At 60.8% G+C, this 26,594-nt stretch carries 29 protein-coding genes; 13 read left to right on the forward strand and 16 right to left on the reverse strand.

The annotated features are described in order from the left end of the window. The first annotated feature begins 40 nt into the window (after nt 1-40). Nucleotides 41-817 (forward strand): SDR family oxidoreductase, encoded by a 777-nt coding sequence (locus AC06G5_RS20540; RefSeq protein ID WP_413428517.1) that lies wholly within the window; start codon nt 41-43, stop codon nt 815-817. 13 nt (nt 818-830) lie between these two features. Continuing rightward, nucleotides 831-1,328: an SRPBCC family protein gene (locus AC06G5_RS20545; RefSeq protein ID WP_413428518.1), complete on the forward strand. Its 498-nt coding sequence runs from the start codon at nt 831-833 to the stop codon at nt 1,326-1,328. 537 nt (nt 1,329-1,865) lie between these two features. Here AC06G5_RS20545 and AC06G5_RS20550 read toward each other — a convergent pair. From AC06G5_RS20550 to AC06G5_RS20595, 10 genes are all read right to left on the reverse strand, one after another. Further along, nucleotides 1,866-2,300, reverse strand: a complete 435-nt coding sequence (locus AC06G5_RS20550; RefSeq protein ID WP_413428737.1) for a nuclear transport factor 2 family protein — start codon at nt 2,298-2,300, stop codon at nt 1,866-1,868. Continuing rightward, on the reverse strand, nt 2,297-2,686 hold the full coding sequence (locus AC06G5_RS20555; RefSeq protein WP_413428738.1) for a steroid Delta-isomerase: 390 nt from the start codon (nt 2,684-2,686) through the stop codon (nt 2,297-2,299). Before AC06G5_RS20555 ends, AC06G5_RS20550 begins: the two co-directional genes overlap by 4 nt. Continuing rightward, nucleotides 2,687-3,889: an acetyl-CoA C-acyltransferase gene (locus AC06G5_RS20560; protein WP_413428739.1), complete on the reverse strand. Its 1,203-nt coding sequence runs from the start codon at nt 3,887-3,889 to the stop codon at nt 2,687-2,689. It abuts the gene before it with no gap. Nucleotides 3,890-3,919: 30 nt separating this feature from the next. After that, entirely contained in the window at nt 3,920-4,378 is a 459-nt protein-coding gene (locus tag AC06G5_RS20565; protein ID WP_413428740.1) for a MaoC family dehydratase, read from the reverse strand. A 2-nt stretch (nt 4,379-4,380) separates the two neighbouring features. Continuing rightward, complete coding sequence (locus AC06G5_RS20570) at nt 4,381-5,163, reverse strand: SDR family oxidoreductase (RefSeq protein ID WP_480458226.1); 783 nt, start codon at nt 5,161-5,163, stop codon at nt 4,381-4,383. Between the two features lie 13 nt (nt 5,164-5,176). Beyond that, nucleotides 5,177-6,370: an acyl-CoA dehydrogenase family protein gene (locus AC06G5_RS20575; protein ID WP_480458227.1), complete on the reverse strand. Its 1,194-nt coding sequence runs from the start codon at nt 6,368-6,370 to the stop codon at nt 5,177-5,179. After that, the gene (locus AC06G5_RS20580) at nt 6,367-7,539 is read right to left on the reverse strand and encodes an acyl-CoA dehydrogenase family protein (protein ID WP_413428743.1); all 1,173 of its coding nucleotides are present in this window, start codon (nt 7,537-7,539) and stop codon (nt 6,367-6,369) included. The genes AC06G5_RS20575 and AC06G5_RS20580 overlap by 4 nt, the downstream gene beginning before the upstream one ends. Before the next feature lie 151 nt (nt 7,540-7,690). Next, the gene (locus tag AC06G5_RS20585) at nt 7,691-9,100 is read right to left on the reverse strand and encodes an ArnT family glycosyltransferase (protein ID WP_413428744.1); all 1,410 of its coding nucleotides are present in this window, start codon (nt 9,098-9,100) and stop codon (nt 7,691-7,693) included. 3 nt (nt 9,101-9,103) lie between these two features. Further along, on the reverse strand, nt 9,104-9,382 hold the full coding sequence (locus tag AC06G5_RS20590; RefSeq protein WP_413428745.1) for a lipid-A-disaccharide synthase N-terminal domain-containing protein: 279 nt from the start codon (nt 9,380-9,382) through the stop codon (nt 9,104-9,106). Then, entirely contained in the window at nt 9,379-10,119 is a 741-nt protein-coding gene (locus AC06G5_RS20595; RefSeq protein WP_322616459.1) for a glycosyltransferase family 2 protein, read from the reverse strand. The genes AC06G5_RS20590 and AC06G5_RS20595 overlap by 4 nt, the downstream gene beginning before the upstream one ends. A 304-nt stretch (nt 10,120-10,423) precedes the next feature. Between AC06G5_RS20595 and AC06G5_RS20600 the strand changes: the two genes are divergently transcribed. Continuing rightward, nucleotides 10,424-11,068, forward strand: a complete 645-nt coding sequence (locus tag AC06G5_RS20600) for a YceH family protein (protein WP_413428924.1) — start codon at nt 10,424-10,426, stop codon at nt 11,066-11,068. Nucleotides 11,069-11,340: 272 nt separating this feature from the next. On the opposite strand, the gene AC06G5_RS20605 is transcribed toward AC06G5_RS20600, so the two are convergent. Then, entirely contained in the window at nt 11,341-11,859 is a 519-nt protein-coding gene (locus AC06G5_RS20605; RefSeq protein ID WP_413423098.1) for a cupin domain-containing protein, read from the reverse strand. Between the two features lie 8 nt (nt 11,860-11,867). Continuing rightward, complete coding sequence (locus AC06G5_RS20610) at nt 11,868-12,686, reverse strand: shikimate 5-dehydrogenase (RefSeq protein WP_480458228.1); 819 nt, start codon at nt 12,684-12,686, stop codon at nt 11,868-11,870. A gap of 246 nt (nt 12,687-12,932) precedes the next feature. Between AC06G5_RS20610 and AC06G5_RS20615 the strand changes: the two genes are divergently transcribed. From AC06G5_RS20615 to AC06G5_RS20625, 3 genes are all read left to right on the forward strand, one after another. Then, nucleotides 12,933-13,295 (forward strand): hypothetical protein, encoded by a 363-nt coding sequence (locus AC06G5_RS20615; RefSeq protein ID WP_413423094.1) that lies wholly within the window; start codon nt 12,933-12,935, stop codon nt 13,293-13,295. A gap of 234 nt (nt 13,296-13,529) precedes the next feature. Beyond that, nucleotides 13,530-13,724, forward strand: a complete 195-nt coding sequence (locus AC06G5_RS20620) for a hypothetical protein (protein WP_413704394.1) — start codon at nt 13,530-13,532, stop codon at nt 13,722-13,724. A gap of 115 nt (nt 13,725-13,839) precedes the next feature. After that, nucleotides 13,840-14,031 (forward strand): hypothetical protein, encoded by a 192-nt coding sequence (locus AC06G5_RS20625; protein WP_413423092.1) that lies wholly within the window; start codon nt 13,840-13,842, stop codon nt 14,029-14,031. Here AC06G5_RS20625 and AC06G5_RS20630 read toward each other — a convergent pair. Continuing rightward, nucleotides 14,028-15,089: an AI-2E family transporter gene (locus AC06G5_RS20630; RefSeq protein ID WP_413423090.1), complete on the reverse strand. Its 1,062-nt coding sequence runs from the start codon at nt 15,087-15,089 to the stop codon at nt 14,028-14,030. The two genes, AC06G5_RS20625 and AC06G5_RS20630, sit on opposite strands and share 4 nt — an antisense overlap. A gap of 160 nt (nt 15,090-15,249) precedes the next feature. On the opposite strand from AC06G5_RS20630, the gene trhP reads away from it, so the two are divergent. Further along, entirely contained in the window at nt 15,250-16,575 is a 1,326-nt protein-coding gene (gene trhP, locus AC06G5_RS20635) for a prephenate-dependent tRNA uridine(34) hydroxylase TrhP (protein WP_413423088.1), read from the forward strand. A gap of 41 nt (nt 16,576-16,616) precedes the next feature. On the opposite strand, the gene AC06G5_RS20640 is transcribed toward trhP, so the two are convergent. Next, a complete protein-coding gene (locus AC06G5_RS20640; RefSeq protein WP_057397001.1) occupies nt 16,617-17,480 on the reverse strand; it encodes a LysR family transcriptional regulator in 864 nt (287 codons plus the stop codon). Nucleotides 17,481-17,576: 96 nt separating this feature from the next. Between AC06G5_RS20640 and AC06G5_RS20645 the strand changes: the two genes are divergently transcribed. Beyond that, on the forward strand, nt 17,577-18,488 hold the full coding sequence (locus tag AC06G5_RS20645) for a DMT family transporter (protein ID WP_480458229.1): 912 nt from the start codon (nt 17,577-17,579) through the stop codon (nt 18,486-18,488). A gap of 162 nt (nt 18,489-18,650) precedes the next feature. Here the strand turns inward: AC06G5_RS20645 and AC06G5_RS20650 are convergent, their stop codons facing one another. Next, nucleotides 18,651-19,361, reverse strand: coding sequence for a FadR/GntR family transcriptional regulator (locus AC06G5_RS20650; RefSeq protein WP_413423082.1), 711 nt, complete (start codon nt 19,359-19,361; stop codon nt 18,651-18,653). A gap of 280 nt (nt 19,362-19,641) precedes the next feature. Here AC06G5_RS20650 and AC06G5_RS20655 point away from each other — a divergent pair, with 280 nt between their 5' ends. The 3 genes from AC06G5_RS20655 (at nt 19,642) to ampC (ending at nt 23,608) form a co-directional block, all read left to right on the forward strand. Next, nucleotides 19,642-20,988, forward strand: coding sequence for an MFS transporter (locus AC06G5_RS20655; protein ID WP_413423080.1), 1,347 nt, complete (start codon nt 19,642-19,644; stop codon nt 20,986-20,988). 24 nt (nt 20,989-21,012) lie between these two features. Beyond that, on the forward strand, nt 21,013-22,356 hold the full coding sequence (gene gudD, locus AC06G5_RS20660; protein ID WP_413423078.1) for a glucarate dehydratase: 1,344 nt from the start codon (nt 21,013-21,015) through the stop codon (nt 22,354-22,356). Between the two features lie 142 nt (nt 22,357-22,498). Then, nucleotides 22,499-23,608, forward strand: a complete 1,110-nt coding sequence (gene ampC / locus AC06G5_RS20665) for a class C beta-lactamase (RefSeq protein ID WP_480459913.1) — start codon at nt 22,499-22,501, stop codon at nt 23,606-23,608. A 50-nt stretch (nt 23,609-23,658) separates the two neighbouring features. Here ampC and AC06G5_RS20670 read toward each other — a convergent pair whose 3' ends face one another. Then, on the reverse strand, nt 23,659-24,006 hold the full coding sequence (locus AC06G5_RS20670; protein WP_480458230.1) for a DUF6124 family protein: 348 nt from the start codon (nt 24,004-24,006) through the stop codon (nt 23,659-23,661). Between the two features lie 523 nt (nt 24,007-24,529). On the opposite strand from AC06G5_RS20670, the gene AC06G5_RS20675 reads away from it, so the two are divergent. Together AC06G5_RS20675 and AC06G5_RS20680 are read left to right on the forward strand one after the other, a co-directional pair. Next, a complete protein-coding gene (locus tag AC06G5_RS20675) occupies nt 24,530-25,897 on the forward strand; it encodes an AAA family ATPase (RefSeq protein WP_413704390.1) in 1,368 nt (455 codons plus the stop codon). After that, entirely contained in the window at nt 25,890-26,525 is a 636-nt protein-coding gene (locus AC06G5_RS20680) for an HNH endonuclease family protein (protein WP_413423074.1), read from the forward strand. The genes AC06G5_RS20675 and AC06G5_RS20680 overlap by 8 nt, the downstream gene beginning before the upstream one ends. Nucleotides 26,526-26,594: the final 69 nt, after the last annotated feature.

Here is a 26,594-nt window from a genome sequence, read left to right on the forward strand (position 1 = left end):
AGCATCGGTTAAATTTCCGAGCGACTGAATGAGGCCCCCCATGCTTGATCCGATGGACTTTCGCGGCAAAGTGGTACTGGTCACCGGCGGCGGCAAAGGCGTCGGACGCGGCATCAGCCAGCGCTTCCTCGAGTGCGGTGCCGACGTGGTGATCTGCGGTCGCGAAGCCCCGCCGACCTTGCCTGCCAGTAGCGGGCGCGAGGCGTTGTTCGTGGCCTGTGACCTGCGCGACGTCGAGCAATCGGCAGGCCTGATCACGCAGATCGTCCAGCGCTTCGGCCGCCTCGATGTGCTGGTCAACAACGCCGGCGGCTCACCGAATGCCGATGCCGCAACGGCCTCGCCGCGTTTCAGCGAAGCGATCATCCGCCTGAACCTGATCGCGCCACTGAACCTGTGCCAGCAAGCCAACCAGGTGATGCAAGCCCAGGCCGACGGCGGCGCAATCATCAACATCTGCAGCGTCAGCGCCACCCGCCCTTCCCCTGGCACTGCTGCCTATGGCGCGGCCAAGGCCGGACTGCTGAACCTGACCACCTCGCTGGCGGTGGAATGGGCGCCCAAGGTGCGGGTCAACGCCGTGACCGCCGGGCTGATTCTCACCGAGCAGGCGGCCATGCACTATGGTGACGACGCGGGCATTGCCCGGGTGGCGGCGACCATTCCCCTGCAACGCCTGGCAAACCCTGAAGATATTGGCGATGCCTGTTTGTACCTGGCCTCGAATCTGGCCCGTTACGTCAGTGGCGCGGATATCGCAGTACATGGCGCAGGTGAACGCCCGGCGTTTCTCGATGCAGCCCAATCCCATTCATAAAAGGAGCTGCCACATGCCCGCAATTACCCGCCACAGTGTCCTGCTTGACCTGTCCCCCCAAGCGGTGTGGGCCAAACTGCGCGACCTGAGCCTTGCACCGCACTATGTACCTGGACTGACCGGTTGCCAGTTTCATCCCGGCGCACAGGAAGGCGTCGGCGCCAGTCGCCGGGTGCTGCGCAAGGGTGGCCAGTATCTGGATGAAAGCGTGGTGCAGTGGCAGGAAGGCACGGGGTTCATGCTGCGGTTGCACAAAGGCGGCAATGACTCGCCCTTTCCGTTTCGCGAGGCGAGTTTCAGTTATGCCTTGCAAGCCGAAGGCGACGCGACCCGCATCACCCTGCAAATGAGTTACCGCCTGCGCGGTGGCAGGTTGGCGGAATGGTTGCTGGCCAAGGCTTTCAACAAGGTGGTGAAGCAGATTGCCGAGAACCTGAAGGCCTTTTACGAAACCGGCCGCACGCAGAATCCGGATTTGGCTGTCAGCACATCCAACATCAATGTTGCCTGACACACCGCCTTCGCGAGCAAGCCCGCTCCCACAGGGGGGAAATGCCGGGGTGAGCATAAAAACTGTGGGAGCTGGCTTGCCAGCGAAGAGGCCGGCACATCCAGCATCAATGTTGCCTGACACGCCGCCTTCGCGAGCAAGCCCGCTCCCACAGGGGGAAATGCCGGGGTGAGCATAAAAACTGTGGGAGCTGGCTTGCCAGCGAAGAGGCCGGCACATCCAGCATCAATGTTGCCTGACACGCCGCCTTCGCGGGCAAGCCCGCTCCCACAGGGGGAAATGCCGGGGTGAGCATAAAAACTGTGGGAGCTGGCTTGCCAGCGAAGAGGCCGGCACATCCAGCATCAATGTTGCCTGACACGCCGCCTTCGCGGGCAAGCCCGCTCCCACAGGGGGAAATGCCGGGGTGAGCATAAAAACTGTGGGAGCTGGCTTGCCAGCGAAGAGGCCGGCACATCCAGCATCAATGTTGCCTGACACGCCGCCTTCGCGGGCAAGCCCGCTCCCACAGGGGGCAGCCTCTGGAGTGAGCTGCCCTCAGGAACGCACCACTTGCGAGTGAGCGGTAAAACGGGTGGCGACGATCTTCCATTGTCCGGCGATACGCCGGTAACGGTCCTGATAGAACCCACCCAACTGCCGCGTCGCCCCGCTCTCGCCATCCAGATTGAAATACCACAGGGCCCAACGGCCCTGGGCCTGATCCTCGCCAAGCACCTCGATTTCCGGGTTGGCTCCGTGGTGCAGGTCGATGACCCGTTCGTGGCAGGCCAGTTCGCGGTACAGCGCGACAAAACTGTCGCGCTCACGAAAGATCCCCAAAGGACCGTAATCGATCAGCACTTCACCTTCGGCAAAGCAGTCGGCAATCACCTCGACCTGCTTGAGATCGCAGGCATTGAGGTAGCGATGCTTGAGCTGGCGGATGTCCTCCAGCGCTTCCAGGCGGGCGATCCGCTGCTCCAGGTTCACGCGGCACCTCGCGGAGTCACGTTGACCTCACTCCAGAAGGCTTTCATCGAGCGGATCTGGCCGTCGGCATTGAACTCCATCACGTCGATCACATGCAGCGAGCACGGTTGCCCACCCCACTCCATGTCGACCCGGAATGGCATTGCGCCGTAACCGTTGAGCGTCGCGCGAACCGGGCCGGTCAGGGTCGCCGAGACTTGCATCGTCCCCAGTCCTTCACGGTAAAAGCGCGCGATGGCGTCGATGCCCTGCAACGGCGCCTGGCCGACCGGGTCTTCAACGCTGGCGTCTTTGGCGTAGAGCGCGAGGATGCCCTCGATGTCGCCGGCATCCACCAGCTCCACATAACGCGCCATGCTCTCTTGCACCTGCTGTGCGCTGATCATTCAGACCACCTCGAACAGGGCTGCGGCGCCCATGCCGCCACCGATGCACATGCTCACCACCACATAGCGCAAACCGCGACGCTGGCCTTCGACCAACGCGTGGCCGACCATCCGCGCCCCGGACATGCCGAACGGATGGCCGATGGAAATCGCCCCGCCGTTGACGTTCAGGCGCTCGGCGGGAATGCCCAGGGTGTCGCGGCAATACAGCACCTGACAGGCGAACGCTTCGTTCAACTCCCAGAGGCCGATGTGCTCCATGGTCAGGCCGTGGCGTTTGAGCAGCTTGGGAATGGCGTAGATCGGGCCGATGCCCATCTCGTCGGAGTTGCAGCCGGCGACGGCCATGCCGCGATAGATCCCCAGCGGTTCCAGGCCGCGTTTCTCGGCCAGTTTGGCGCTCATCAACACCGAGGCCGACGCACCGTCGGACAACTGCGAGGCATTACCGGCAGTGATGAAACGCCCCTTGTCGCTCCACTGGCCGCCCGGCCACACCGGCTCCAGCGCTTTCAGGCTCTGGAGGGTGGTGTCGATGCGATTGCACTCGTCGCGCAGCAAGGTGACGGACTCATGGCGGGTTTCGCCCGTGGCCTTGTCGACGATCATCTGGCGGCTGGTCAGTGGCGCCAGTTCGCGGTCGAACCGCCCGGCACTCTGCGCCTGGGCGGTACGCAGCTGGCTCTGGTAGCTGTATTCGTCCTGCTCGTCGCGGGAGATGCCATAGCGCGCGGAGACGATCTCGGCGGTTTCGATCATCGGTATGTAGGCGTGCGGGTCCAGCTCGATCACCGAACCCGACTGGTTGCGATACAGGTTCTTGTGCTTGTTCTGCACCAGGGAAATCGACTCCAGGCCACCGGCCACGGCGATGTCGATTTCGTCGCACATGATGCCTTTGGCGGCCATGGCGATACTCATCAGGCCCGACGAGCATTGGCGCTCGACAGCCATCCCGGCAACCGATGCCGGCAAGCCACCGGCAATCGCGCACAGGCGCCCCAGGTTATAGGACTGCGTACCCTGTTGCGCCGCGGCGCCGATGATCACGTCGTCCACTTCGCCCGGCTCGATGCCGGCGCGGCGCACGGCTTCGCGCACCACGTGGCCGCCCAGTTGCGGCGCTTCGGTGTCATTGAACGCACCGCGAAAGGCTTTGCCGATCGGAGTACGGGCGGTCGAAACGATGACGGCTTCTTTCATGCTCAATTCCTCGAAATTCTGCTGGCCGGTTTACGCCGGGTAATAGCGGCTGATGGTGTCGACCACGCAGCCGGGGCGGTCCTCGCCGTCGATCTCGACGCTGACGCGGATGGTCGCCTGTACGCCGCCCTTCACTTCCTCGACCGCGATCAGTTGCGCACTGCCGCGCACCCGCGAGCCGACGCGCACCACCGCGGGGAAACGCACTCGCTCGCAGCCGTAATTGACGCCCATGGCCAGGCCACGGACTTCGACGATCTGCGGCAAGAACAGGTTGACCAGCGACAGGCTCAGGTAGCCATGGGCAATGCAGGCGCCAAACGGGCCGCTGGCGGCCTTGACCGGATCGACGTGAATCCACTGGTGATCGCCAGTGGCGTCAGCGAACCGGTCGATGCGGTCCTGCTCCAGCAACAGCCAGTCACTGGCGCCGAGCGATTCACCCACGGCGTCGAACAAGGCCATCGGCGTGTCGAAAATACGTGGCATGGTCACGCCCTCTGGCTGGACACCGACAACACTTCGCCGGTCATGTAGGAGCTGTAGTCGCTGGCCAGGAACATCATCACGTTGGCCACTTCCCAGACTTCGGCGGCGCGGCCGAACGCTTCGTTGGCGGCCAGTTGATCGAGCACCGCCTGAGGCGCGGATTTGCGCAGGAAATCATGCAGGGCAATGCTCGGGCTGACCGCATTGATGCGGATGCCGTAGTCAGCCGCCTCGACCGCTGCGCAGCGGGTCAATGCCATGACGCCGGCCTTGGCGGCGGCGTAATGCGATTGCTCTTTCTGCGCGCGCCAGCCCAGCACCGACGCGTTGTTGACGATGACCCCGGCACGCCGCGCCATCATCTTCGGCAGCATGGCGCGGGTCATGCGCATGGTGCCGGTGAGCGTCACATCGAGCACCCGGTTCCACTCCTCGTCGCCCATCTCCACCAGCAAGCGCGAGCCGCCAAGACCGGCGTTGTTGATCAGCACATCGACGCCTTGCAGGTCACGTTCGGCGCAGGCAATCAGTTGTTGCACCTGGGCTTCGTCGGCGACGTTGCAGACCTGGCCGAAGACCTGTTGCAACCCGGTGGTTTCACGAATCTTCAGCACCGCCTCGGCCAACCGGCCTTCATGGATATCGCTGATCATCAGTGTGCGACAACCTTCCTCGGCAGCGCGCACAGCGGCGGAAAAACCGATCCCGGCACCCGCCGCTGCGGTGATCAGCACCGACTTGCCGCGCAGCAGGCCGCGACCTTCAACATATTGAGGTACAGACATGAACTCTCTCCTTTCAGGCGCGCGGACGCGGCTCTTTGGGCATGCCCAGGGCACGCTCGGCGATGATGTTGCGCTGGATTTCGTTGCTGCCGCCGTAGAGGGTGTCGGCGCGGCTGAACAGGTACAGCGACTGCAAACGGGTCAGTTGGTAAGGCGCGGCTTCGAGCAATTCCGCTTCGGCGCCAAGGACGTCCATCGCCAACTTGCCGAGGCTGGCATGCCAGGTCGACCAGAACAGCTTGTAGATGGTCGCCTCCTTGCGCAGCGAACCGTCCTGGCTGCCCGAGAGCATGCGCAGCGAGTTGTAGCGCATGATCCGCAGCCCGCTCCAGGCCTCGGCCAGGCGCTGGCGCAGGATCGGATCGCGGTCTGCGCCATTGGACTTGGCGATGGCGATGATTTCGTTGAGTTCGTTCTGAAACTGCATCTGCTGGCCGAGGGTCGAGACACCTCGCTCAAAACCGAGCAGCGCCATGGCGATCTTCCAGCCGTCACCCGGCGCGCCGATGATGTTGGTGGCGTCGGTGCGGGCATCGTCGAAGAACACTTCGTTGAATTCCGAGGTGCAGGTCAGTTGTTCGATGGGCCGCACGGTGATTTGTACCTGGGCCATCGGCACCAGCAGGAATGACAGACCGCGATGGCCGACGCTGCCCGGTTCGGTGCGGGCGATGACAAAACACCAATCCGATTCGTGGGCCAGGGACGTCCAGACTTTTTGCCCGTTGATCACCCAGTTTCCGCTCGCCTCATCCAGCGTCGCGCGGGTCTTGACGTTGGCCAGGTCGGAACCGGCCCCCGGCTCGGAATAGCCCTGGCACCAGAAGGACGTACCGCTGACGATCCCCGGCAGAAAGCGCCGTTGCTGTTCGACTGTGCCGAACGCGGCAATGGTCGGCCCGGCCAGCCCTTCGCCGATGTGCCCCATGCGACCGGGACCACCGGCGCGGGCGTACTCTTCGTGGAATATCACTTGCCGGGTGATCGACAAACCACGCCCGCCGTGCTCCGGCGCCCAGCCGACGCAGGTCCAGCCACCCTCGGCGAGTTTGCGCTCCCAGGCTTTGCGCTCTTCGGGAAACATGTGCTCATCGCCCGGACCGCCACGAAAACGCAGGGGCTCGAATTCGCCGCAGAGGTTGGCGCTCATCCAGTCGGCGACTTCCCGACGGAAGTGCTCGTCCTGCTCGCTGAAACTGATTTTCATGGCTGCTCTCCAAGAATGACCGCGGCAATCCGCTCGCGATGCCAGGCCGGTAGCCCGAGGAAACTCTCGCTGGCGCGGGCGCGCTTGAAGTAGAGGTGCGGGTCGTACTCCCAGGTGAAGCCGACACCGCCGTGCAACTGGATCGACTCGGATGCGCAGGCGAAATAGGTTTCAGAGCACTGCGCCTTGGCCAGCGCCGCTGCCAGCGGCAGTTCTGCCGCGACCTGCGGATCACCCTGCGGATCGAGGGCTTCCTGGGCCACGCACGCGGCGTAATAACTGGCCGAACGCGCGCACTCGACCTGCAGCATCATGTCGGCGGCGCGGTGTTTGAGGGCCTGAAAACTGGCGATCGGGCGACCGAATTGCTGGCGTTCCTGCATGTAGGCCACGCTGAGGTCGAGCACCTGCTGCGCGCCGCCGGTCTGCTCGGCAGCCAGGCCGATGCAGGCCAGTTGCAAAACTCGCTCAAGGTGCGACCAGCCGTTACCGAGCTCACCCAGTAGGCAGTCGGCTTCAAGGTATAGGCCGTTGAGCTGGATCCGCGCCTGGCGCCGGGTCTGGTCCATGGTCGGCAGCATTTGCCGCTCGATACCGGCCCGCTCGGCGCTCACGGCAAACAGGCTGATGCCCGCCTCGCCGGTCGAACCGGGTTGCCGCGCAGCGATGACCAGAAGGTCAGCACCGTGCCCGTCGAGCACATGCTTGAGGGTGCCGTCGAGAACGAACCCGTCGCCCTCCACCACCGCCGTGGCCTGGACATCGTCGGCCGACCAGCCGTTGGCACTGCTGAACGCCAGGGTCGCGGTCACGCTGCCGTCGGCGATCGACGGTAACCAACGCTGCTTCTGTTGATCATTGGCGGCCAGCAACAGCGCAGGCGTGGCCATGCAGGCGGTGGCGAAAAACGGCGAACACAGCAGACGCCGCCCCATCTGTTCCAGCAGGATCGTCAGTTCGACAAAGCCGAGGCCGAGGCCACCAAAGGTTTCGGGGATATGAATGGCTGGCCAGTACATTTCCTGGCACAGACGCTGCCAGAGGGCTTCGTCAAAACCCCGTTCGCTGGCCATTGCCGCGCGCACGGCGGCAGAATCCGAGACATCGGCGAGGAAGCCCTCGGCCGATGCGCGGATCATTTCCTGTTCGTCGCTGAATGCAAACTCCATCGCGGCGCCTTCTGCTCGTGTGGCGGGGCGTGCGTGACGCAACGCCCCCTTTGAGCTTGAAGTTTGGCGCCGGCCGGACGTGGCAGAATCGTTAGCCCTGCCTAGTCCGAACGGGTGATGTGCTGGCGTGTGTGTTCGGCCGGGACGCCGATCAGCGGCAGTCGCCCCCCATGCGCACGAGCAGCGCTGAACGGTCCGGTTTCAGGTACGGGTTGATTTCACCGACCTGGCATGACGCCAGGTTCTGCAATTGCGGCGCGAGGGGTTCTTGCACAAACAGCAGCCCCGCCGGACGGGACTCGGACTGCAACTGCGCCACCGTCAGCGGCGTCACTGGCCGGCCCATGTAATAGACCAGACGGATATCCGGCTCACCGAGGGTATAAGCCTTCTGCCCCCGCTGCCCATCGGCCAGCGTGGCAACCTGCTCAAGACCACCGACCCGGTGCGACAACACCCGCGCCTCGACGAACATGTAGAACACCACAAACCCGGCCAGCATCACGTAGGGCACAACGGCCAGGACCGTGCGCCAGCGCCCCTTGAGGTCATCGAGCACCGCCGACCAGTGCATCGCCAGCAGCAGCGCCATCGACGGATAAACCGGCAACAGGTACTTGCCGTGCTTTTCAGTGAACAGGGAGAACACCAGCAGCGGCAACAGGCTGCAGCACAGCAGCATGGCAGCCTCGCGGCGCGAGCGGATCATCGCCCAGAACTTGCGCGGCTGTACGAACACGATCAGCCAGAACGGGAAGAAATCACCGGCCAGGTACAGCAGATACGCGTACCAGGCCTCGGCGCCCTGCCCGTCGATCTTCTTCACGATGTCTTCGCTGATGATCGATGCCCAGATCCCCCAGCCCTGATTCACCGACACCGCCACGTACCAGGAACTGCCCAGCACCACGGCAATCAGCCAGCCCCAACCGTCGCACAGATAAGCCTTGGCCCGGGCATCACGGTAGATCAAGGCGTAGGCCAGGATCGGCGCCGTCACCCACAACAGGCAAACCGGTCCTTTGGTCAGCAGCGCGCAACCCAACAGCACATAGCTCAACCGACTCCAGAAGACCCGACCTTGCTGGAAGATGAACTGCCAGGCCGCCAGCAGTGCTCCGAAGCACAGCAGGGTCAACAGCATCTCGATTTCCGAGCGCCGTGCGAACAGGCTGAAGGCACCGTTCGCGGCCAGGAACACCACGGCGAACAAACCAACCTGCCGCCCCGCCTGCCGAACGCCGTACAGATAGGTGCCAACACAGCACAAGGCGGCGGCCAGCGCCGAAGGCAGACGCACGCTCCACTCGGACAAGCTGCCCAGCACCGCCGTTGAAACCAGGCCCGCCCAATAGAAAAACGGCGGCTTGGACAGGTACAAGTCACCGTTCATGTAAGGCAGCAGCCAACTGCCCGCCTCGCGCATTTCGCGCACGGTAACGGCGCGGCGGGCCTCGTTGACACTGAGGAACGGCACGCTGCCCAGCCCCCAGAAAAACAGCAACGCCATCGCGATGGCTACGAGCAACGTAATATTTCGGGTCGATAACGATCCGCGCATGACCTACTCCTTCAGGCTTCTGCTTTTGGCGATCAATTGCAGGTTGCGAAAATACACGATGGAGCCGAACGCCTGCCCGGCGATGAACACCGGGTCTTCGCGGTAAATGGCATAGGCAAGCAGCAAGGTGCTGCCGACGATGCTCAGGTACCAGAAGCTCACCGGGATCACGCTGCGTTTCTTGTACTCGCTGTACAGCCACTGCAGGACAAAGCGCCCGGTAAAGGCGATCTGCCCCGCAAAACCGACGATCAACCACAAGGCTTCGCGGGAGAGGTTCATCCTTCGATCTCCTGGGCAATGGTGTTCAGCCGCGTGCGCTTGATCAGCCACCAGACCCCGAACAAATCGAGAATGCCGACCAGAGCGCGGTCGATGTTGCCGTATTTCGACACCCCGGCCGTGCGCGGCCGGTGGTTGACCGGGTGCACGATCATGCGCCCGTTATGGCGCTGGATCAGTGCCGGAATATAGCGATGCATGTGGTCGAAGTACGGCAGGCGCAGGAACGCCGCGCGCTCGATCAGCTTCAGGCCGCAACCGGTGTCCGGGGTGGCGTCCTTGAGCAGGCGCCGGCGCAGGTTGTTGGCGAAACGCGAGGCGTAGCGTTTGCTCGCGGTGTCGCGGCGATTGACCCGGTGCCCGGCAACCAGTTGCACATCGACCTGGCCCGGTTCGCCGCGCACCAGCGCGAGCATGCCGGGAATGTCCGCCGGATCGTTCTGGCCGTCGCCATCGAGGGTCGCCAGCCATTGCCCACGGGCCTCGCGCGCCGCGTGGTACAGCGAGGTGCTCTGCCCCAGCGAACGCTCGTGATGGAGGATGCGCAGGGTGTCCAGGCCGTCGTGGCGCATCTGCCGCAATTCCTGCAGGGTCGAATCGGTGCTGCCATCGTCGACCACGATGATTTCGTAAGCCTCATCGGCCAGTGCCACGCGGATTTCCTCAAGCAATGGCTTGAGGTTGTTCGCTTCGTTCTTGGCGGGAATCAGTACGGATACAAAAATGTCTTGGCTCATGGAGTCACTCTCGCCTTTATTGGATTTCTTTATCAGAGGCGAATGAAGGTGTAGTACACCGGCCGACTCGATGCAGGGTTCAGCTGTTCAGGGCGATGACGCCAACAATACCTCGCCCTTTGGACGCACTCGCGCGCGACCCCGCATACGGTGCCCGGCCAATTGTAAAAATGGCGTTAATATTTCATACACTTTTTGTCATCATTGCTCTGATGACGCAGCGAATTCTGTTGCGATTGGCGCCTGCCCATCTAAAGTGCACCCACGCAAGTGAAAAACATGAATCGGGTAAGGACGCAGAACCATGAGCGCTGAGCAAGAGACGACTTTCGATGAGCCCCGGCTCAATACCACGGAAATCCGCATCCTGGGCTCGTTGATCGAGAAACAGGCCACCAGCCCGGAAACCTATCCCCTGACCCTCAATGCCCTGGTGATTGCCTGCAACCAGAAAACCAGCCGCGAGCCGGTGATGAACCTCACACAAGGCCAGGTCGGCCAGAGCCTGCGCGCCCTCGAAGGACGCGGCTTCGCCAAACTGGTGATGGGCAGCCGCGCCGACCGCTGGGAGCACAAGGTCGACAAGGCCCTGGAACTGGTGCCGGCGCAGGTCATCCTGACCGGGCTGATGTTCCTGCGCGGCCCGCAGACCGTCAATGAACTGCTGACCCGCAGCGGCCGCATGCATGAATTCGAAGATGCCGAACAGGTTGTGCATCAACTCGAACGCCTGATTGCCCGCGGCCTGGCCGTGCTGATTGCGCGTCAGGCCGGTCAGCGCGAAGACCGCTATACCCACGCCTTGGGCGACCCGGCGGATATCGAGGCGATCATGGCGGCACGGAACAACCCGGCCGAGCGTGGCAGTGGCGGGGTTTCGGTTGAACGGATCGAAGAACTGGAAGCGCGGATTGCGGCGCTGGAAGAGCGTTTGGCGCGACTGGAATAATCCCGCTACAGAGATCCCAATGTGGGAGCGGGCTTGCTCGCGAAAGCGGATTGCCAGTCACACCAATTCTGAATGTGCCGACGCTTTCGCGAGCAAGCCCGCTCCCACAGTGGATCGTGGACTCACCGACAATTGTGATGGACACAAAACCTGTAGGAGCGAGCCTGCTCGCGAAAAACGTCCAGACGACGCGTTCATTCAGACAGCCCGCGTTATCGTTGACGTCCATCGCGAGCAAGCTCGCTCCTACAGTGGTTTGACGGTGCCTGTGGTTACTCGCCGTCCCAGTAATCCACCCCATCGGCCTGGCGGGCCACCGCCACAAAACCCGAGGCATTACCTTCGGCATCCACCTTGAAGTCGTCCATCACAGCGTATTTGCCGGAATCGGGGTATTCACAGATCTCCGGTGATTGCTGGGTGCTGACGGCCAGGTAGCGCAACTCGCCGTTGCTGGTGTTGATGATCTGGTGCGCCTTTTCAGGCCCGCCCGGTGGGCAGGCGATCACATCACCGGCGCGGATTGGAAAACGTTCCGATCCCAGGCGGACTTGCCCTTGCCCGGCCACGACATAGAACATTTCCTCATTGACCCGATGACTGTGAAACGGGCTGCCGCGCATGCCTGGCTCCAGCACATACAAGCGATAACCAAGCTTTTGCGCCCCCAGTTGCTGGCCGACACGGGCCAGGCGCTGTTGATAGCGACCGGCGGTTTCACCCGTCGGCGCAAACGCTTCGGGCAACGGTTCAAGCTCGACCGAATCCAGATTGAGAATGGGCGGATGCATGGAACCTCCTAGCTGCGGGCAAACGCGACTGCCTTGTGGAATTGCTCGTCTGTCGGCCGTACACCGGTATAGAGCACAAATTGCTCCAGTGCCTGGATCGCGATCACTTCCAGGCCGGTAATGACCCGTTTTCCTTCGGCACGAGCACGCACGATCAACGGCGTTTCCGAGGGAATCGCCACCACATCGAACACAGTTTCCGCTTTTTCGATCACATCAGCTTCAAAGGCCAGTTGATCGGCCTCCGGTCCTCCCGTCATGCCGATCGGGGTGACGTTGACCAGCATCTGCGGGCGACGATTGCCCAGCTCGGCTTGCCACTCATACCCCAACGACTGCGCCAGCGCCCGCCCGGCGCGCTCGTTGCGGGCCACGATCAGGCCGTGTTCATACCCGCCATCGCGCAAGGCGCTCGCCACGGCCTTGGCCATGCCGCCGCTGCCGCGCAAGGCAAAGGTCGAGTCCTTGGGCACCTGGTGCTTTTCCAGCAACTGGGCAACGGCGATGTAATCGGTGTTGTAGGCCTTGAGATGGCCGTCGGTGTTGACGATGGTGTTGATCGATTGAATGGCGGCGGCAGACGCGTCGAGTTCATCGACCAGGGCAATGCTGGCTTCCTTGAACGGCATCGACACGCCACAGCCACGAATCCGCAGGGCGCGAATGCCGGCAACGGCACCCGGCAGGTCCTGACTGGCAAAGGCCTTGTAGTAAAAATTCAGACCCAGCTGTTCATACAGATGATTATGAAAACGCAGACCAAAGTTCCCGGGACGCCCTGAAAGGGACATGCACAGCTGGGTGTCTTTGTTGGGGTTCATCTGCATGGGGAAGCTCCTTCAAATGCACTTTTCGGATGGACGGGATTAGCCCGCCATCGGGTTCTGATCGATCATATAAGCCTGTGCGCACGGGCTTGAACGGGTCGGTAAGAAAGTCGGTACAGACCTTACACAAAATTTACCCAACGGCCGTGCTGTTTTTCAGAAAAACGCTGTCTTAGAAGTATCCCCGCGACAATCCTTGGGTCTATTGCAGACACAAGCGCCGGGCTGAAGAACCGAGGAACTATCATGATCCGTAAAGTCCCCACAGTAGCCTTGCTGATCGGCGCCCTCGCTATCGCAGGACAGGCGCAAGCCCATGGTGGCGGTAATTACTGGCAAGGCCCGGCGGTGTTTGGCGCGATCGTCGGTACTGCCATTGTCGGCTCGGCCCTGATCAACGCGAACCGACCGGTCTATGTCGCACCGCAACCGGTCTACTACCAGCCCGCGCCGGCCTATTACGCACCACCGCCTCCGGTTTACTACCAGCCGGCTCCGGTCTACGTGCAACAACCGATCTACTACCGTCCGGCGCCGGTTTACTACGGACCACCCCATGGTTACTACTACGGTCCGCCACGCGGCTACTACGGACACGGTCGCTGGTAACGGGCTCACCCGGCCCCGCTGAAACAGCGGGGCTTTTTTATGCCCGTTTGTCGGTGCAGGTCTGGAAAAATCTCGCCAAGGTCGCTATCGGGACAGTGCGCGTGGTGGAAATTGGCAAGATGGACTGACCCGTTTTCTGCCGCGCAGCGCAAAACGGTCATATTTTTGTCATGACAGTTCCGCAAGCTCGGGGCTGTCCGTCGATAACAGGTTGATAACAACAAGGACGACCACATGCCAACGCAAAACCCGCACCGCATCGTCGGTCTGTGCACCTCCAGCAAGGTCTACAACGCACTGACCGAACTCAAGCACCTGGAAGGTCATCGCAGCGCCAAGTTTCTCTCGCTGTTGACGCAAAACCTGGTGCGCAAGGGCCTGCTCAACGAGCAGGAAGTGATTCATATGCTCGATCAGGTGGTCAACTGACCGACCAACGGTCGTTTGCCCCCGCTGGCATCAATGACCACTATCGAAAGCGTTGATTACCCCTCAAGGCACCCGGACCTTAAAGTAACTCCACAGATTGATGGAGGTACTTGTCATGTCCCAGGTTCAAATCATGTCCGTTATCGGCAGCGCCGTCCCCCCACAGCTCAGAGAGATGGGCATGCTCGCCTGCTGGTATCTGGTGCAGGATGGCGTGCAGATCAGCGGTCCGCTCACTTCGCTGCCCGCCGCCCAGGCGCTGTCGCAACGCATCGGTACCGCGCAGTCGGGCAGGTTCAGCGCCTAAGGCAGCTGCACCCGCGGTTTGGTTTCGATGAAAATGGCCCAGCTCGACATGAACAGGGCCGCGATCAACGGCCCGATGACAAAGCCGTTCAAGCCGAAAACCGCCAGGCCGCCAAGGGTCGAGATCAGGATCATGTAGTCCGGCATCCTGGTGTCCTTGCCCACCAGCAACGGCCTGAGCAGGTTATCCACCAGCCCGATCACGAAGGTCCCGAACAGCCCCAGCACCACGCCCTGCCAGATCGCCCCGGTGAGCAGGAAAAACACCGCCACCGGCGCCCAGACTATTCCCGCCCCCACCGCCGGCAGTAGCGACAGAAACGCCATCAACACCGCCCAGAGCAACACACTGGGAATGTCCAGAAACCAGAAAATCAGACCGCCCAGCACGCCTTGCGTGATGGCCACCAGCAGGTTGCCCTTCACCGTGGCCCGCACCACACGATTGAACTTGAGCTGCAAACGGCGTTTCTGCTGTTCCTGCAACGGCACCGCCATGCGTACCTTGCGCGCCAGTTCCGCACCGTCACGCAGGAAGAAGAACAGCAAGTACAGCATGATGAAGAAACTGACGATGAACTCGAACGTGCCCTGGCCGAAACTGAACGCCTGGGAGGCCAGCACCTGCCCGCCGGTCATCGCGCTTTTGACGATTTTCTCTCGCAGCCCATTCAACTCGCCCATGCCGAAGCGATCCAGCAGGTGCTGGAAATACGGCGGCAGGCTGTGCTTGAACTGCGCCACGTACCCGGCAATGTCGAGCTCGCCGCTCTCGACGCTTTTGTAGAGTGTCGCGCCCTCCTGAACCAGCAAGGCGCTGGTGATGATCACCGGCAGAATCGCAATCACCAGGCAAATGCTCAATGTGCACAGCGACGTGAGGTTGCGTTGCCAGCCGAACTTCAATTGCAGCCGACGCTGCAGTGGCGCAAAGACGATGCCGAGGATCACCGCCCAGAACACCGCGCCGTAGAACGGCAGCAGGATCCAGATGAAGGCCGCGCTGACCAGCACCAGCAAAACCGTCAGCGATTTGTCCTGCAGGGTCGTTTCGTTCATGTCCGTTCCGTGCCAGCGGGGACGAAAAACTTCCGCCCTGATGTTTAGTCCGCTGCGGCTCGCGCGAGTGCCATCGGTTTGTTGATCTGGTATGGATCCAGGTCAATAAAACCCCGGCACAAGGCATTTACCCTAGGCGGCTTTTGCGACCGACACCGCCATGAACCTCACCGCGCCAGAACTGCTCGCCCCCGCCGGCACCCTGAAAAACATGCGTTACGCCTTCGCCTACGGCGCCGATGCCGTGTACGCCGGCCAGCCGCGCTACAGCCTGCGGGTGCGCAACAACGAATTCGACCACGCCAACCTGGCCCTTGGCATTCGCGAAGCGCAGGCTCAGGGCAAGCGCTTCTACGTGGTGGTGAACATCGCGCCGCACAACGCCAAGCTCAAGACCTTCCTCAAGGACCTTGAACCGGTGATCGCGATGGCCCCGGATGCGCTGATCATGTCCGACCCCGGCCTGATCATGCTGGTGCGCCGGCACTATCGGCAGATGCCGATCCACCTTTCGGTGCAAGCCAATACCGTGAACTGGGCAAGTGTCGAGTTCTGGCAGCAGCAAGGCTTGAGCCGGATCATCCTGTCGCGGGAGCTGTCACTGGAGGAAATCGCCGAGATTCGCCAGCAAGTACCCGCCATGGAACTGGAAGTATTCGTGCACGGCGCGTTGTGCATGGCCTATTCCGGGCGCTGCCTGCTGTCAGGCTACATGAACCGGCGCGATGCCAATCAAGGCACCTGCACCAACGCCTGTCGCTGGAAATACACGGCGCAGCCGGCCACGGAAAACCAGCTCGGCGAGATCGTCCGGACATTCGAACCCGAACCGACCCTGGGCATCGGCGCACCCACCGATCAGGTGTTCCTGTTGCAGGAAGCCAATCGTCCCGGGGAACAGATGCCCGCCTTCGAAGATGAGCACGGCACTTACATCATGAACGCCAAGGACCTGCGCGCCGTGCAGCACGTCGAACGCCTGACGCACATGGGCGTGCATTCCCTGAAAATCGAAGGCCGGACCAAATCCCACTTCTATTGCGCGCGCACCACCCAGGTTTATCGCCGGGCCATCGACGACGCGGCGGCGGGCCGGGCCTTCGATCGCAGCCTGATGACCGACCTGGAATCCCTCGCCCAGCGCGGCTACACCGAAGGTTTTCTGCGTCGGCATGTGCATGACGAGTACCAGAACTACCAGAACGGCAGCTCAGTGTCGGAGCGGCAACAGTTTGTCGGTGAATTGACCGGCGAGCGGCGAGATCGCCTGGCCGAAGTCAAGGTGAAGAACCGCTTCGGCCTGGGCGACCACATGGAACTGATGACGCCCAAGGGCAACTTCCACTTCGATCTGCATCTGTTGCAAAACGCCAGGGGTGAAGCGATCGACGTTGCACCGGGCGACGGGCACACCGTTTACCTGCCGATACCGGATGCGGTGGATCTGAGTTTTGGCCTGCTAATGCGAGATATCAACATGCCGTAACCCCTGTGGGAGCGGGCTTGCTCGCTCCCACAGATTCTGCGTTACGCGAACTCCTCGCGGAGCATCGCCACAAACGCCTCACGCGCCGGGTGAACCCCGGCGTTTTCGTGCCAGTAAAACAGGTTGTCGACGGCGGTCAGTTCGGGGAACTCAAACCCCGCGCACCCCGCGCCTTTGGCGTATTGGTCAAAGATCCCCTTGGGCACCAGTGCCACGCCAGCCCCGGCGCTGACACAACCGACAATCGCGCCATAACTGGCCAGGCTGACAATCGGCAGCGCCTGCCCCTGGCGCAGTAACCAATGCTCCAGCGCCGCCCGGTACGGACAGCCCTGGGGCCACATGAACACGGTCTGGTCCTGCAAATCGCTGATGTCCCGCAGCGGCCCCAGGGATGTCGAGGCGATCAGCAGCAAGTCTTCGCGGTACATCGGCGTGCGCTTGAGGTGCGAACGCTCGACATCCACCGCCACGATTGCACCGTCGAGTTTGTGATTGAGCGTGTCGTCGAGCAACTGCCCCCAGGAGCCGGTGGTCAGTTCCAGCGCTACCTGCGGGAAACGCTTGTGGAATTTCGCCAGCAGACGCGGCAAACGCCCGGTGGCCGACGACTCGATGGCCCCGATGCGCAACGGCCCGGAGGGTTCGGCCGACGGGTCAACCGCGCGTTTGGCCTCGGCGGTGAGGGCGAGAATTTTCGAGGCGTAGGCCAGGAAGGTCTGCCCCGACGGGCTGATGCGCAGCCCTCGCCCTTCGCGCAGAAACAGCGCGACACCCAGTTCGGCCTCAAGAGCCTTGATCCGTGCCGTGATGTTCGACGGCACGCAATGCAGCACCTCCGCTGCACGGGCGATGCTGCCGACCTCGGCCACGGTCTTGAACATGCGAATCTGTGCCAGCTCCATACATCACCAAAAGTGAACGGTTAGCGCAGTATAAGTCAGTTGTGGCGAACGATGCGCTTTCTGATACTCGGTGCATCCGCCCACAGGTGCACGACCATGACACCGCTCAACCCCTCCCCCGTATCACCCTGGAAAATCATCCTGGCCATGGCGTTTGTCGTGGTGTGCTGGGGATTCTCCCCGACCGGCATTCATATCGGCTTGCAAGCCTACGACCCCGCGCACCTGGCACTCCTGCGCTTCCTGCTGGCCTCCGCGTTCATGGCCGTGGTCGCGATATTCAAGGGCATCCGCCTGCCCAGCCTGCGAGACCTGCCGCTGATGTTCGGCCTGGGATTCTTTGCCGTGAGCCTGCACCACGTGGCGATCAATTTCGGGCAACAGGGTGTCAGCGCCGGCGCTTCGAGCGTCCTGGCCCAGACCACGCCGCTGTTCAGCACGCTGATCGCGCGCTTCGTGTTCAAGGATCAGGTAAGCCTGTGGCGCTGGGGTTGTGTGCTGCTCGGGTTGTTTGGCGTGGTGATAGTGGTGGCCGGCGATCATGGCCTGGGCAGCCTCGATGCCCACGGCTTGCTGATCCTGCTGGCGGCGGTGTCCTGGAGTCTCTACTTCGCCCTGCAAAAACATCACACCGGGCGTTACGACGGGCTGACACTGGTGTGTTACACGGTGTGGTCCGGGACGGCGCTGTTGTTGATCTTTCTGCCCGGCCTTATGGATCAGGTCGCCCGGGCGCCGCTGCACGTACAGTTCGCCGTATTCACCCTGGGGATTTTCCCGAGTGCCCTGGCGTACCTGGCCTGGGCCTATGTACTGGCGCATGTCGATTTGAGTAGGGCAACGATGACCCTGTATCTGACGCCGCCGACGGCGATGGTGATTGCGTCTTATGCGCTCGGCGAGCGGCCGACGCTGATGATCGTGGTCGGCGGGTTGGTGGTGTTGGCAAGTGTGCTGGCGTTGAATCTGGAGCGGCGTGTGGTCATTGCCCAGGTTGCTCGGGTCTGATCCGTGCTTTGCGCCGTCTGGGCCGGCGCCTTCGCGAGCAAGCCCGCTCCCACAGGTTGTGATGTGTGCTCAAGAACTGCGGCAAACATAAAACCCTGTGGGAGCGGGCTTGCTCGCGAAGAACGATGATTGGGTGTCACTGACAAAACACCCAAATAGCAGTCAGCTGGGCGAAAACCGGTCGCGACTGTTGGTCAGGTGCAGCCACATGGCCGCCCGCGCCGCATCCGGGTCCTGGCGCCTGATGGCATTGAGGATCGCCTCGTGCTCGAGGTTGGCCAACTCGCCGAGCTTGCTCAAGTCCACTGCACCACGCTCGGCGGCGTTGACCCGGGTGCGCGGGATCATGGCACTGCCCAGGTGCTGCATGATTTCGGTGAAGCACAGGTTGCCGGTGGCTTCGGCGATCAGCAGATGAAAACGCCGGTCCGCTTCGACACAACTGTCGTTGTTGGCCAGCAGGCTTTGATAGTCATCCAGCGCTTCACGCATCTGCACCAGTTGCAGATCGGTGCGGCGAGTCGCCGCCAGTGCGGCCGCCTGGGTTTCCAGGCCCATGCGCAACTCCAGAATGCTGCGCACCCCCAACGCCGTGTCGACATTCAGCCGCAGCCCCTGCTCCGGTGCGCGCTCGATCACAAACGTGCCAATGCCGTGCCGGGTTTCCACCAGCCCCGAGGCCTGCAACTTGGAGATCGCCTCACGCACCACCGTACGACTGACCCCGTGCTCCTGAACGATGGTGTTCTCCGACGGCAACTTGTCACCTGGCAACATCTGGCCGAGCAGGATGCGCTGGGTCAGTTTTTCCACCAGGTCATGGGCCAGGTTGTGGCTGCGCTTGCGGGCGGGTGCTTCGAGGTCGTCTTGCATGAGGATGTCCGGAAATCAGGGCTATCGAATCGTAGCACCGCGCCTGGCGGGAATCCTGAAAAATCTCGCTCAGCTTGTATGACAACACTCAACATCCAGCCCATATCCAGACAGCAAAAACGCCAGAAGGCATCACCAGCAGAATAAAAAACCTCTGCAAACGCGCTATTTTGTTGGATGAACGTGGTTGCGCGATGAAAAAATCTAGTTGTATGATGTCTAGCAACAATGCAGCACCCAGCCCTACCCCGCATAAAAATAACGAGTGGGAGAAAACGCAGTGAATACATCCATCTCCGGGATGCACGACGACGCCAGTTCAGCGCTGAAGTCGGCCATCGCCAAAGTCAAACGTCACGTCTTGCCGCTGTTCGTCATCATGTTCATCGTCAATTACATTGATCGCGTGAACATCGGCTTCGTCCGCGCCCACATGGAACACGACCTGGGTATTGGCGCTGCCGCCTACGGCCTCGGTGCCGGTCTGTTTTTCATCGGCTATGCCCTGTTCGAAGTGCCCTCCAACATCCTTCTGCAAAAAGTCGGCGCGCGTATCTGGCTGACCCGCATCATGCTGACCTGGGGCCTGGTCGCCGCGAGCATGGCGTTCATCCAGAACGAAACCCACTTCTATATCCTGCGCTTTCTGCTGGGCGTGGCCGAAGCCGGGTTCTTCCCCGGGGTGATCTACTACTTCACCCGCTGGTTGCCCGGCGCGGAGCGTGGCAAGGCGATTGCCATTTTCCTCAGCGGCTCGGCGGTCGCGTCGCTGATCTCCGGCCCGCTGTCCGGTTTGCTCCTGCAAATCGAAGGGCTGGGCCTGCACGGTTGGCAATGGATGTATTTCATCGAGGGCATGTTCTCGGTGGGGTTGTGCGTGTTTGTCTGGTTCTGGCTGGACTCCAGGCCCCACGATGCCAAATGGCTGAGCCGTGAGGAGCAGGATGCGCTGGTCAAGGCCATCGACGACGAACAACTGGCCCGCGAAGCCGCTACGCCGATCAAGCCGTCACTGGGCAAATTGCTCAAGGATCGCCAGATCATCCTGTTCTGCCTGATCTACTTCTTTATCCAGCTGACCATCTACGCCGCGACCTTCTGGCTGCCGAGCATCATCAAGAAGATGGGCGACCTGAGTGACATCCAGGTCGGGCTGTTCAACTCGATTCCGTGGTTGCTGTCGATTGTCGGCATGTACGCCTTCGCATCGCTGTCGGCCAAATGGAAACACCAGCAAGCCTGGGTCGCCGTGGCCCTGCTGATCGCCGCTGCCGGGATGTTCATGTCCACCACCGGCGGGCCGGTCTTCGCCTTCGTTGCGATCTGCTTTGCAGCATTGGGCTTCAAATCGGCGTCATCGTGTTTCTGGCCGATTCCCCAGGCCTATCTGGATGCACGCATCGCCGCTGGCGTCATCGCGCTGATCAACTCGGTGGGCAACCTCGGCGGCTTCGTTGCACCGACCACCTTCGGCCTGCTCGAAGAGCACACCGGCTCCATCCAGGGCGGGCTGTACGGCCTGGCCGCGACCTCGATCATCGCCGCCATCATCGTGTTTGCCGCCCGCAACACACCGAAATCCGCACCGGCCGTGGTGCAGGGCAAACCCACGCCCAACCACGCCTGAATTCCGCTTTTCAAGGACTGCAAAATGAACGCACAAGACACCGCAAAAGCCCCGATCATCACCAGCATGCAAGTGGTTCCAGTGGCCGGCCACGATGGCATGCTGCTCAACCTGAGCGGCGCCCACGGCCCGTTTTTCACCCGCAATATCGTGATCCTCAAGGACAACGCCGGCCACACTGGCGTCGGCGAAGTGCCAGGGGGCGAGCGCATTCGCCAGACCCTCGAAGACGCACGCAGCCTGGTGGTCGGCAGCCCGATCGGCACCTGGCAGAGGATACTCAACCAGGTACGCCAGACCTTCGCCGACCGCGATGCCGGTGGCCGTGGTCTGCAGACATTCGACCTGCGCATCACCATCCATGCGGTCACCGGCCTGGAAGCCGCACTGCTCGATCTGCTCGGCCAGCACCTGGACGTGCCGGTGGCCGCCCTGCTCGGCGAAGGTCAACAGCGCGATGCAGTGAAGATGCTTGGCTATCTGTTTTATGTCGGTGATCGCAACGAAACGGACCTCGCCTACCGCAGCGAGCCAGACGCCGAAAACGACTGGTTCCGCGTGCGTCACGAAAAAGCCATGACCGCCGAGGCGGTGGTCCGGCTGGCCGAGGCGGCCCACGCCCGTTACGGCTTCAAGGATTTCAAACTCAAGGGCGGCGTGCTCAGCGGCGATGCCGAAATCGAAGCGGTCACGGCCCTCGCCGAACGTTTCCCCGAGGCGCGCATCACCCTTGATCCAAATGGTGCCTGGTCACTGCAAGAAGCCATCCGCCTGTGCCGCGACCAGCATCGCGTCCTGGCCTATGCCGAAGACCCGTGCGGGGCGGAAAACGGTTACTCGGGACGCGAAGTCATGGCTGAATTCCGCCGGGCCACCGGCCTGAAAACCGCGACCAACATGATCGCCACCGACTGGCGGGAGATGGGCCACGCGATCCAGCTGCAGTCGGTCGACATTCCCCTGGCCGACCCGCACTTCTGGACCATGCAGGGCTCGGTGCGGGTGGCGCAGATGTGCCACGAATGGGGGCTGACCTGGGGTTCGCATTCCAACAACCACTTCGACATCTCCCTGGCGATGTTCACCCATGTCGCGGCGGCCGCGCCGGGCGAGATCACTGCCATCGACACCCACTGGATCTGGCAGGACGGTCAACGCCTGACCAAGGCCCCGCTGAAAATCGTCGACGGCTGCGTGCAGGTGCCGCAGAAACCGGGGCTGGGGGTCGAACTGGACATGGATCAGCTCGCCAAAGCTCATGAACTGTACAAAGGCATGGGCCTGGGCGCCCGGGATGACAGCGTGGCGATGCAGTTCCTGATTCCGGGCTGGAAGTTCGACAACAAGCGGCCGTGCCTGGTGCGTTGAAACGGCCGTTGCGCGTGGCCGCCTGTTGGCGGCCGGTTTAAAAAGCGCTCGGAGCTGAGCGCTTAACCCCCTAAAATGGCGCGCAACTGAATCAACGACGGATAAATTCAAAATGGACAGGCTGAAAACGATCGCGGCTTGCATGGCGCTGCTCGCCTCGGGCCAGTGCGTTGCACAGGATCAAATCGAGACACTGGTGAACGACGCTGTACAACCGGTGATGCAAGCCCAGGGTATTCAGGGTATGGCCGTGGCAGTCACCGTCAACGGCCAGGCGCATTACTTCAACTATGGCGTCGCTTCGAAAGAAACCGGCAAGCCCGTCACGCGAGACACCCTGTTCGAAATCGGCTCTGTCAGTAAAACCTTCACCGCCACCCTTGCCGCTTACGCCCAGGCCACGGGCAAGCTGTCGCTGTCGGACAAGGCCAGCCAGATCCTGCCGGCCCTGCACGGCAGTGCGTTCGACCACATCAGCGTGCTGCAACTGGGTACCTACAGCGCGGGTGGCTTACCGCTGCAATTTCCTGCCGAATCTGATTCGGCCGACAAGATGCTCGGTTATTACAATCATTGGAAACCGCTCTACGCCCCCGGCAGTCACCGACTGTATTCGAACCCCAGCCTCGGCCTGTTCGGCTACCTCGCCGCCCACTGCATGGGCCAGCCTTTTGATGACCTGATGGAGAAAACCCTGCTGCCGAAACTGGGCCTCAAGCACACCTATGTGCATGTGCCACAGGATCAGATGGCGCTGTACGCCCAGGGCTACAACAAGGACGGCAAGCCTGTGCGGGTCAGTCCGGGCGCGCTGGATTCCGAGGCGTACGGGGTGAAAACCAGCGCCGCAGACCTGCTGGCCTATGTCGACGCAAACATGAAGCCGGCGTCTCTGGAAAAGCCATTGCAGCAAGCCATCGCCTTGACTCACAGCGGTTACTACACCGTAGGCAACATGACCCAGGGCCTCGGTTGGGAGATGTATCACTACCCGATCACACTGGATCATTTGCTGGACGGCAACTCCACACCGATGGCCATGGAGGCGCATACCGTCCAGTGGCTGAATCCGCCGCAAACGCAACCGGAGAACGTACTGATCAACAAGACAGGTTCAACCGGCGGTTTCGGGGCTTACGTGGCGTTCGTGCCATCGGAGGACATCGGTATTGTGATTCTGGCCAACAAGAATTATCCCAATGCTGAGCGGGTGAAGATCGCGCATCGGATACTGGGCGCCCTGGCTCAGTAAGCCGTGCCTCCTTTTCCATAGAACAGGGCGACCTCTAGAGGTCGCTTTTTTTACTTTATCGGCGCACCTTCGGGCGGGTCGATATTGTCCAGCGCCCGGTTCACCAACAACTCGCCCACCACTGCCAATTGTTGAATCGACAGCGCCACATTGCGGTTGGAGCTTTCCAGGTGACAGGCCAGATCGGTGACCAGTACGTTCAGGGACGCGAGGGTTTCACAGGCGTGACACAGCAGCGTTGGAGTGTCGACGTTTGGGAGGATGGTGAAAATGTGGCTGACCGGGTCGGCGTGTTTGGGGTTGCGCAAGCGAGCGCTGACGGCGGGTTCGGTGATGTCTGACAGAGGGAAATCTGAGTCGGATGAGGATTCCGGGGGATTCGGACTTAACTTTTTCATGAAGAAGTACCATTGGGGATTGTTGAGAAAACTACCCATCTCACTTCCACATGAGGGTGGCAGCTGTACGCAGGTGTGGAAGTCCAGGTCAATCCACCAAAACCCGGTGCACTCGAAAGTGCTCCCGCGCACAGCCGCCAAAACGCGGCAATGTTGACATAAAAAATGTCGACTTGCGTTCTAGGGGCATTGGTAGATGGCTTGAACCAACGGACTTCCACATCCGGCCGCTGATTTGCAGCGGCTGGCGAAGATTATCGATATGGCTCGATGGGCACCAGTTCACGGGATACGCCACGCTTTGAAGGAAATTTCCGACACATGTGAAGGCCTTTGCCCACACTCAGTTTTATGAGCATCTAGTTACAAATACCTTTTTGCTCATGACCGTTGTGATGCGGGTGAAACCGTTGTATCTATTGAGCCTCCCAAGCTAGCGAACGGCATCGGATCAATCCATTGCCGGGAATGACATAATGCGCGCTCAACTATTCAAACCGACTGACCCTAAAAGGGCGTTGTAATGGAAATTTTCAGCTTCGAGCTCAAGGATGTCGGTCGCTTCACCGAAATGACCATTTATCTGGCCCCAACCCCCAAACACCGCTCAAATGTGACGGTGCTTGTGGGAAACAACGGTGCCGGGAAAACCACCCTTTTAAAATCAATGGCCACCTCATTGAGTTGGCTAGTTGCCAGGATTCGTACCGAGAGGGGCATTGGCAGCCACCTTGCAAATGAAGACATTCGAAACGGCGCTGCAGTCGCAATCGTTTTGACTGCCGTATCAGATAGCTCGGCGGCGCAACGAAGTTCGCCCGAAGATAATCGAAAACCTGATCTCTTCAACTGGGCCATTGCTCGTGGCAGGCAAGGGCGAAAGAGCGATGTCCATAGTGAGTTAGCGGAAGCCAGCCTCCTTGCAGACCACTATCGCACTCAACTAACCATCGATGAAAAAGCCTCACTCCCACTAATCGCCTACTACCCAGTCGAACGCTCGGTTCTGGAAATCCCACTAAAAATCCGAACCAAACATACCTTCGATCAACTCGACGGTTACGACAACGCATTGAATCGTGGCGTGGACTTCCGTCGTTTCTTCGAGTGGTTCCGCGAACGCGAAGATAGCGAAAACGAGACCGGTGTATCCGATACTGCGTTATCCGAGATTTTCGCAAAGTTCGGCAATGACAGTGACATCTGGAAAACGCTTTCCCAAATGAAGGCGTCTTCCCGCGATCGTCAATTAACAGCGGTTCGCTCTGCCATCGCCGCGTTCATGCCAGGTTTTACCAACCTGAGAGTAAAGCGCAAACCACGTCTGCACATGGCGATAGACAAAGACGGCGTGACGCTTAACGTTTCCCAGCTCTCACAGGGCGAAAAGTCGATGATGGCGCTGGTCGGCGATATCGCTCGCCGATTGGCGATGATGAATCAATCTTTGGACAACCCATTGGAGGGTGATGGCATCGTCCTGATCGATGAAGTCGATTTGCACCTGCATCCCAAATGGCAACGCAGTCTGATTCGGCAGTTGAGCGAGACTTTCCCAAATTGCCAATTTGTCCTGACCACTCACTCGCCATTGGTCATCAGCGACGCGAAAGACGTGCTGTGCTACGTGCTCAATGACGGAGAATTGCAAGAGCACAATGGCCTGTATGGATTGGATGCCAACCAGGTGCTTCTGGAAGTCATGGACACCGATGTGCGTAACAGCGAAGTGCAAAAACGTCTGAATCTATTGCTCAAGCATTTGCAGGATGGTGACTTGGACGGTGCGAAAAAACTGTATTCCGAGCTTTCTCTAGAGCTGCCAGAGGGACATCTGGAACTGGCGAAAGCGGCCTTGTTGATTCGCAAGTTGGAGTTACGTCGTGCGTAAAATCGACAAAGGCATGGAGCCACCCTCGTTGACTCGCTTTAAACGCTCGAACAACACGTTGCGTTACCGGGATTTACCGCCGGAAGAAAGTCGGTCCATTCGATCATCCTGTATCTCGGAACAATACGGCTTATGCGCGTATTGCTGTCAGTCGATCACCGTTGATAGCGCTCACAACGAACACCTTGAAGCCCAGGATCGTGCGCCGAATCGAACCTTGGATTTTTCCAACATCGTCGCCAGTTGCCAACACCCGCATCAATGCGGTCATGGTCGAGGAACACGAGTGTTGCCGCTTACACCCTTGATGGCCGAATGCGAGTCCGAATTGAAGTTCTACTTATCCGGCCTGGTCGCGGGAAAGACCGAGCGGGCCAAGGTAACAATTCAGACATTGAATCTGGGTCATACCGAGCAAAGTAACAAAGGACTTGTTGGCAAACGAAAAGCGATGGTTGATGCACTCATTTATAGCCAGAGCGTACCTCCCGAAGACCTGCAATTTGAAGACGAAGAACTCCTAAGCCTGCTTTTGGAGGATCTGAAGGTTCCCGACGCGGCACAATGTCTTCAGCCGTTTTCACCCGTGCTGGTTAATGTCATCCATCAATTTCTGGCTCAACCTTGAGCTAGAGTCAGCGATTCTTCAGCTACCAGTTACGATGCTGCGCAGCGAACACAGGCTGTGCTCGCTGCA

It is taken from the genome of Pseudomonas sp. WT-JTC, assembly GCF_056711565.1.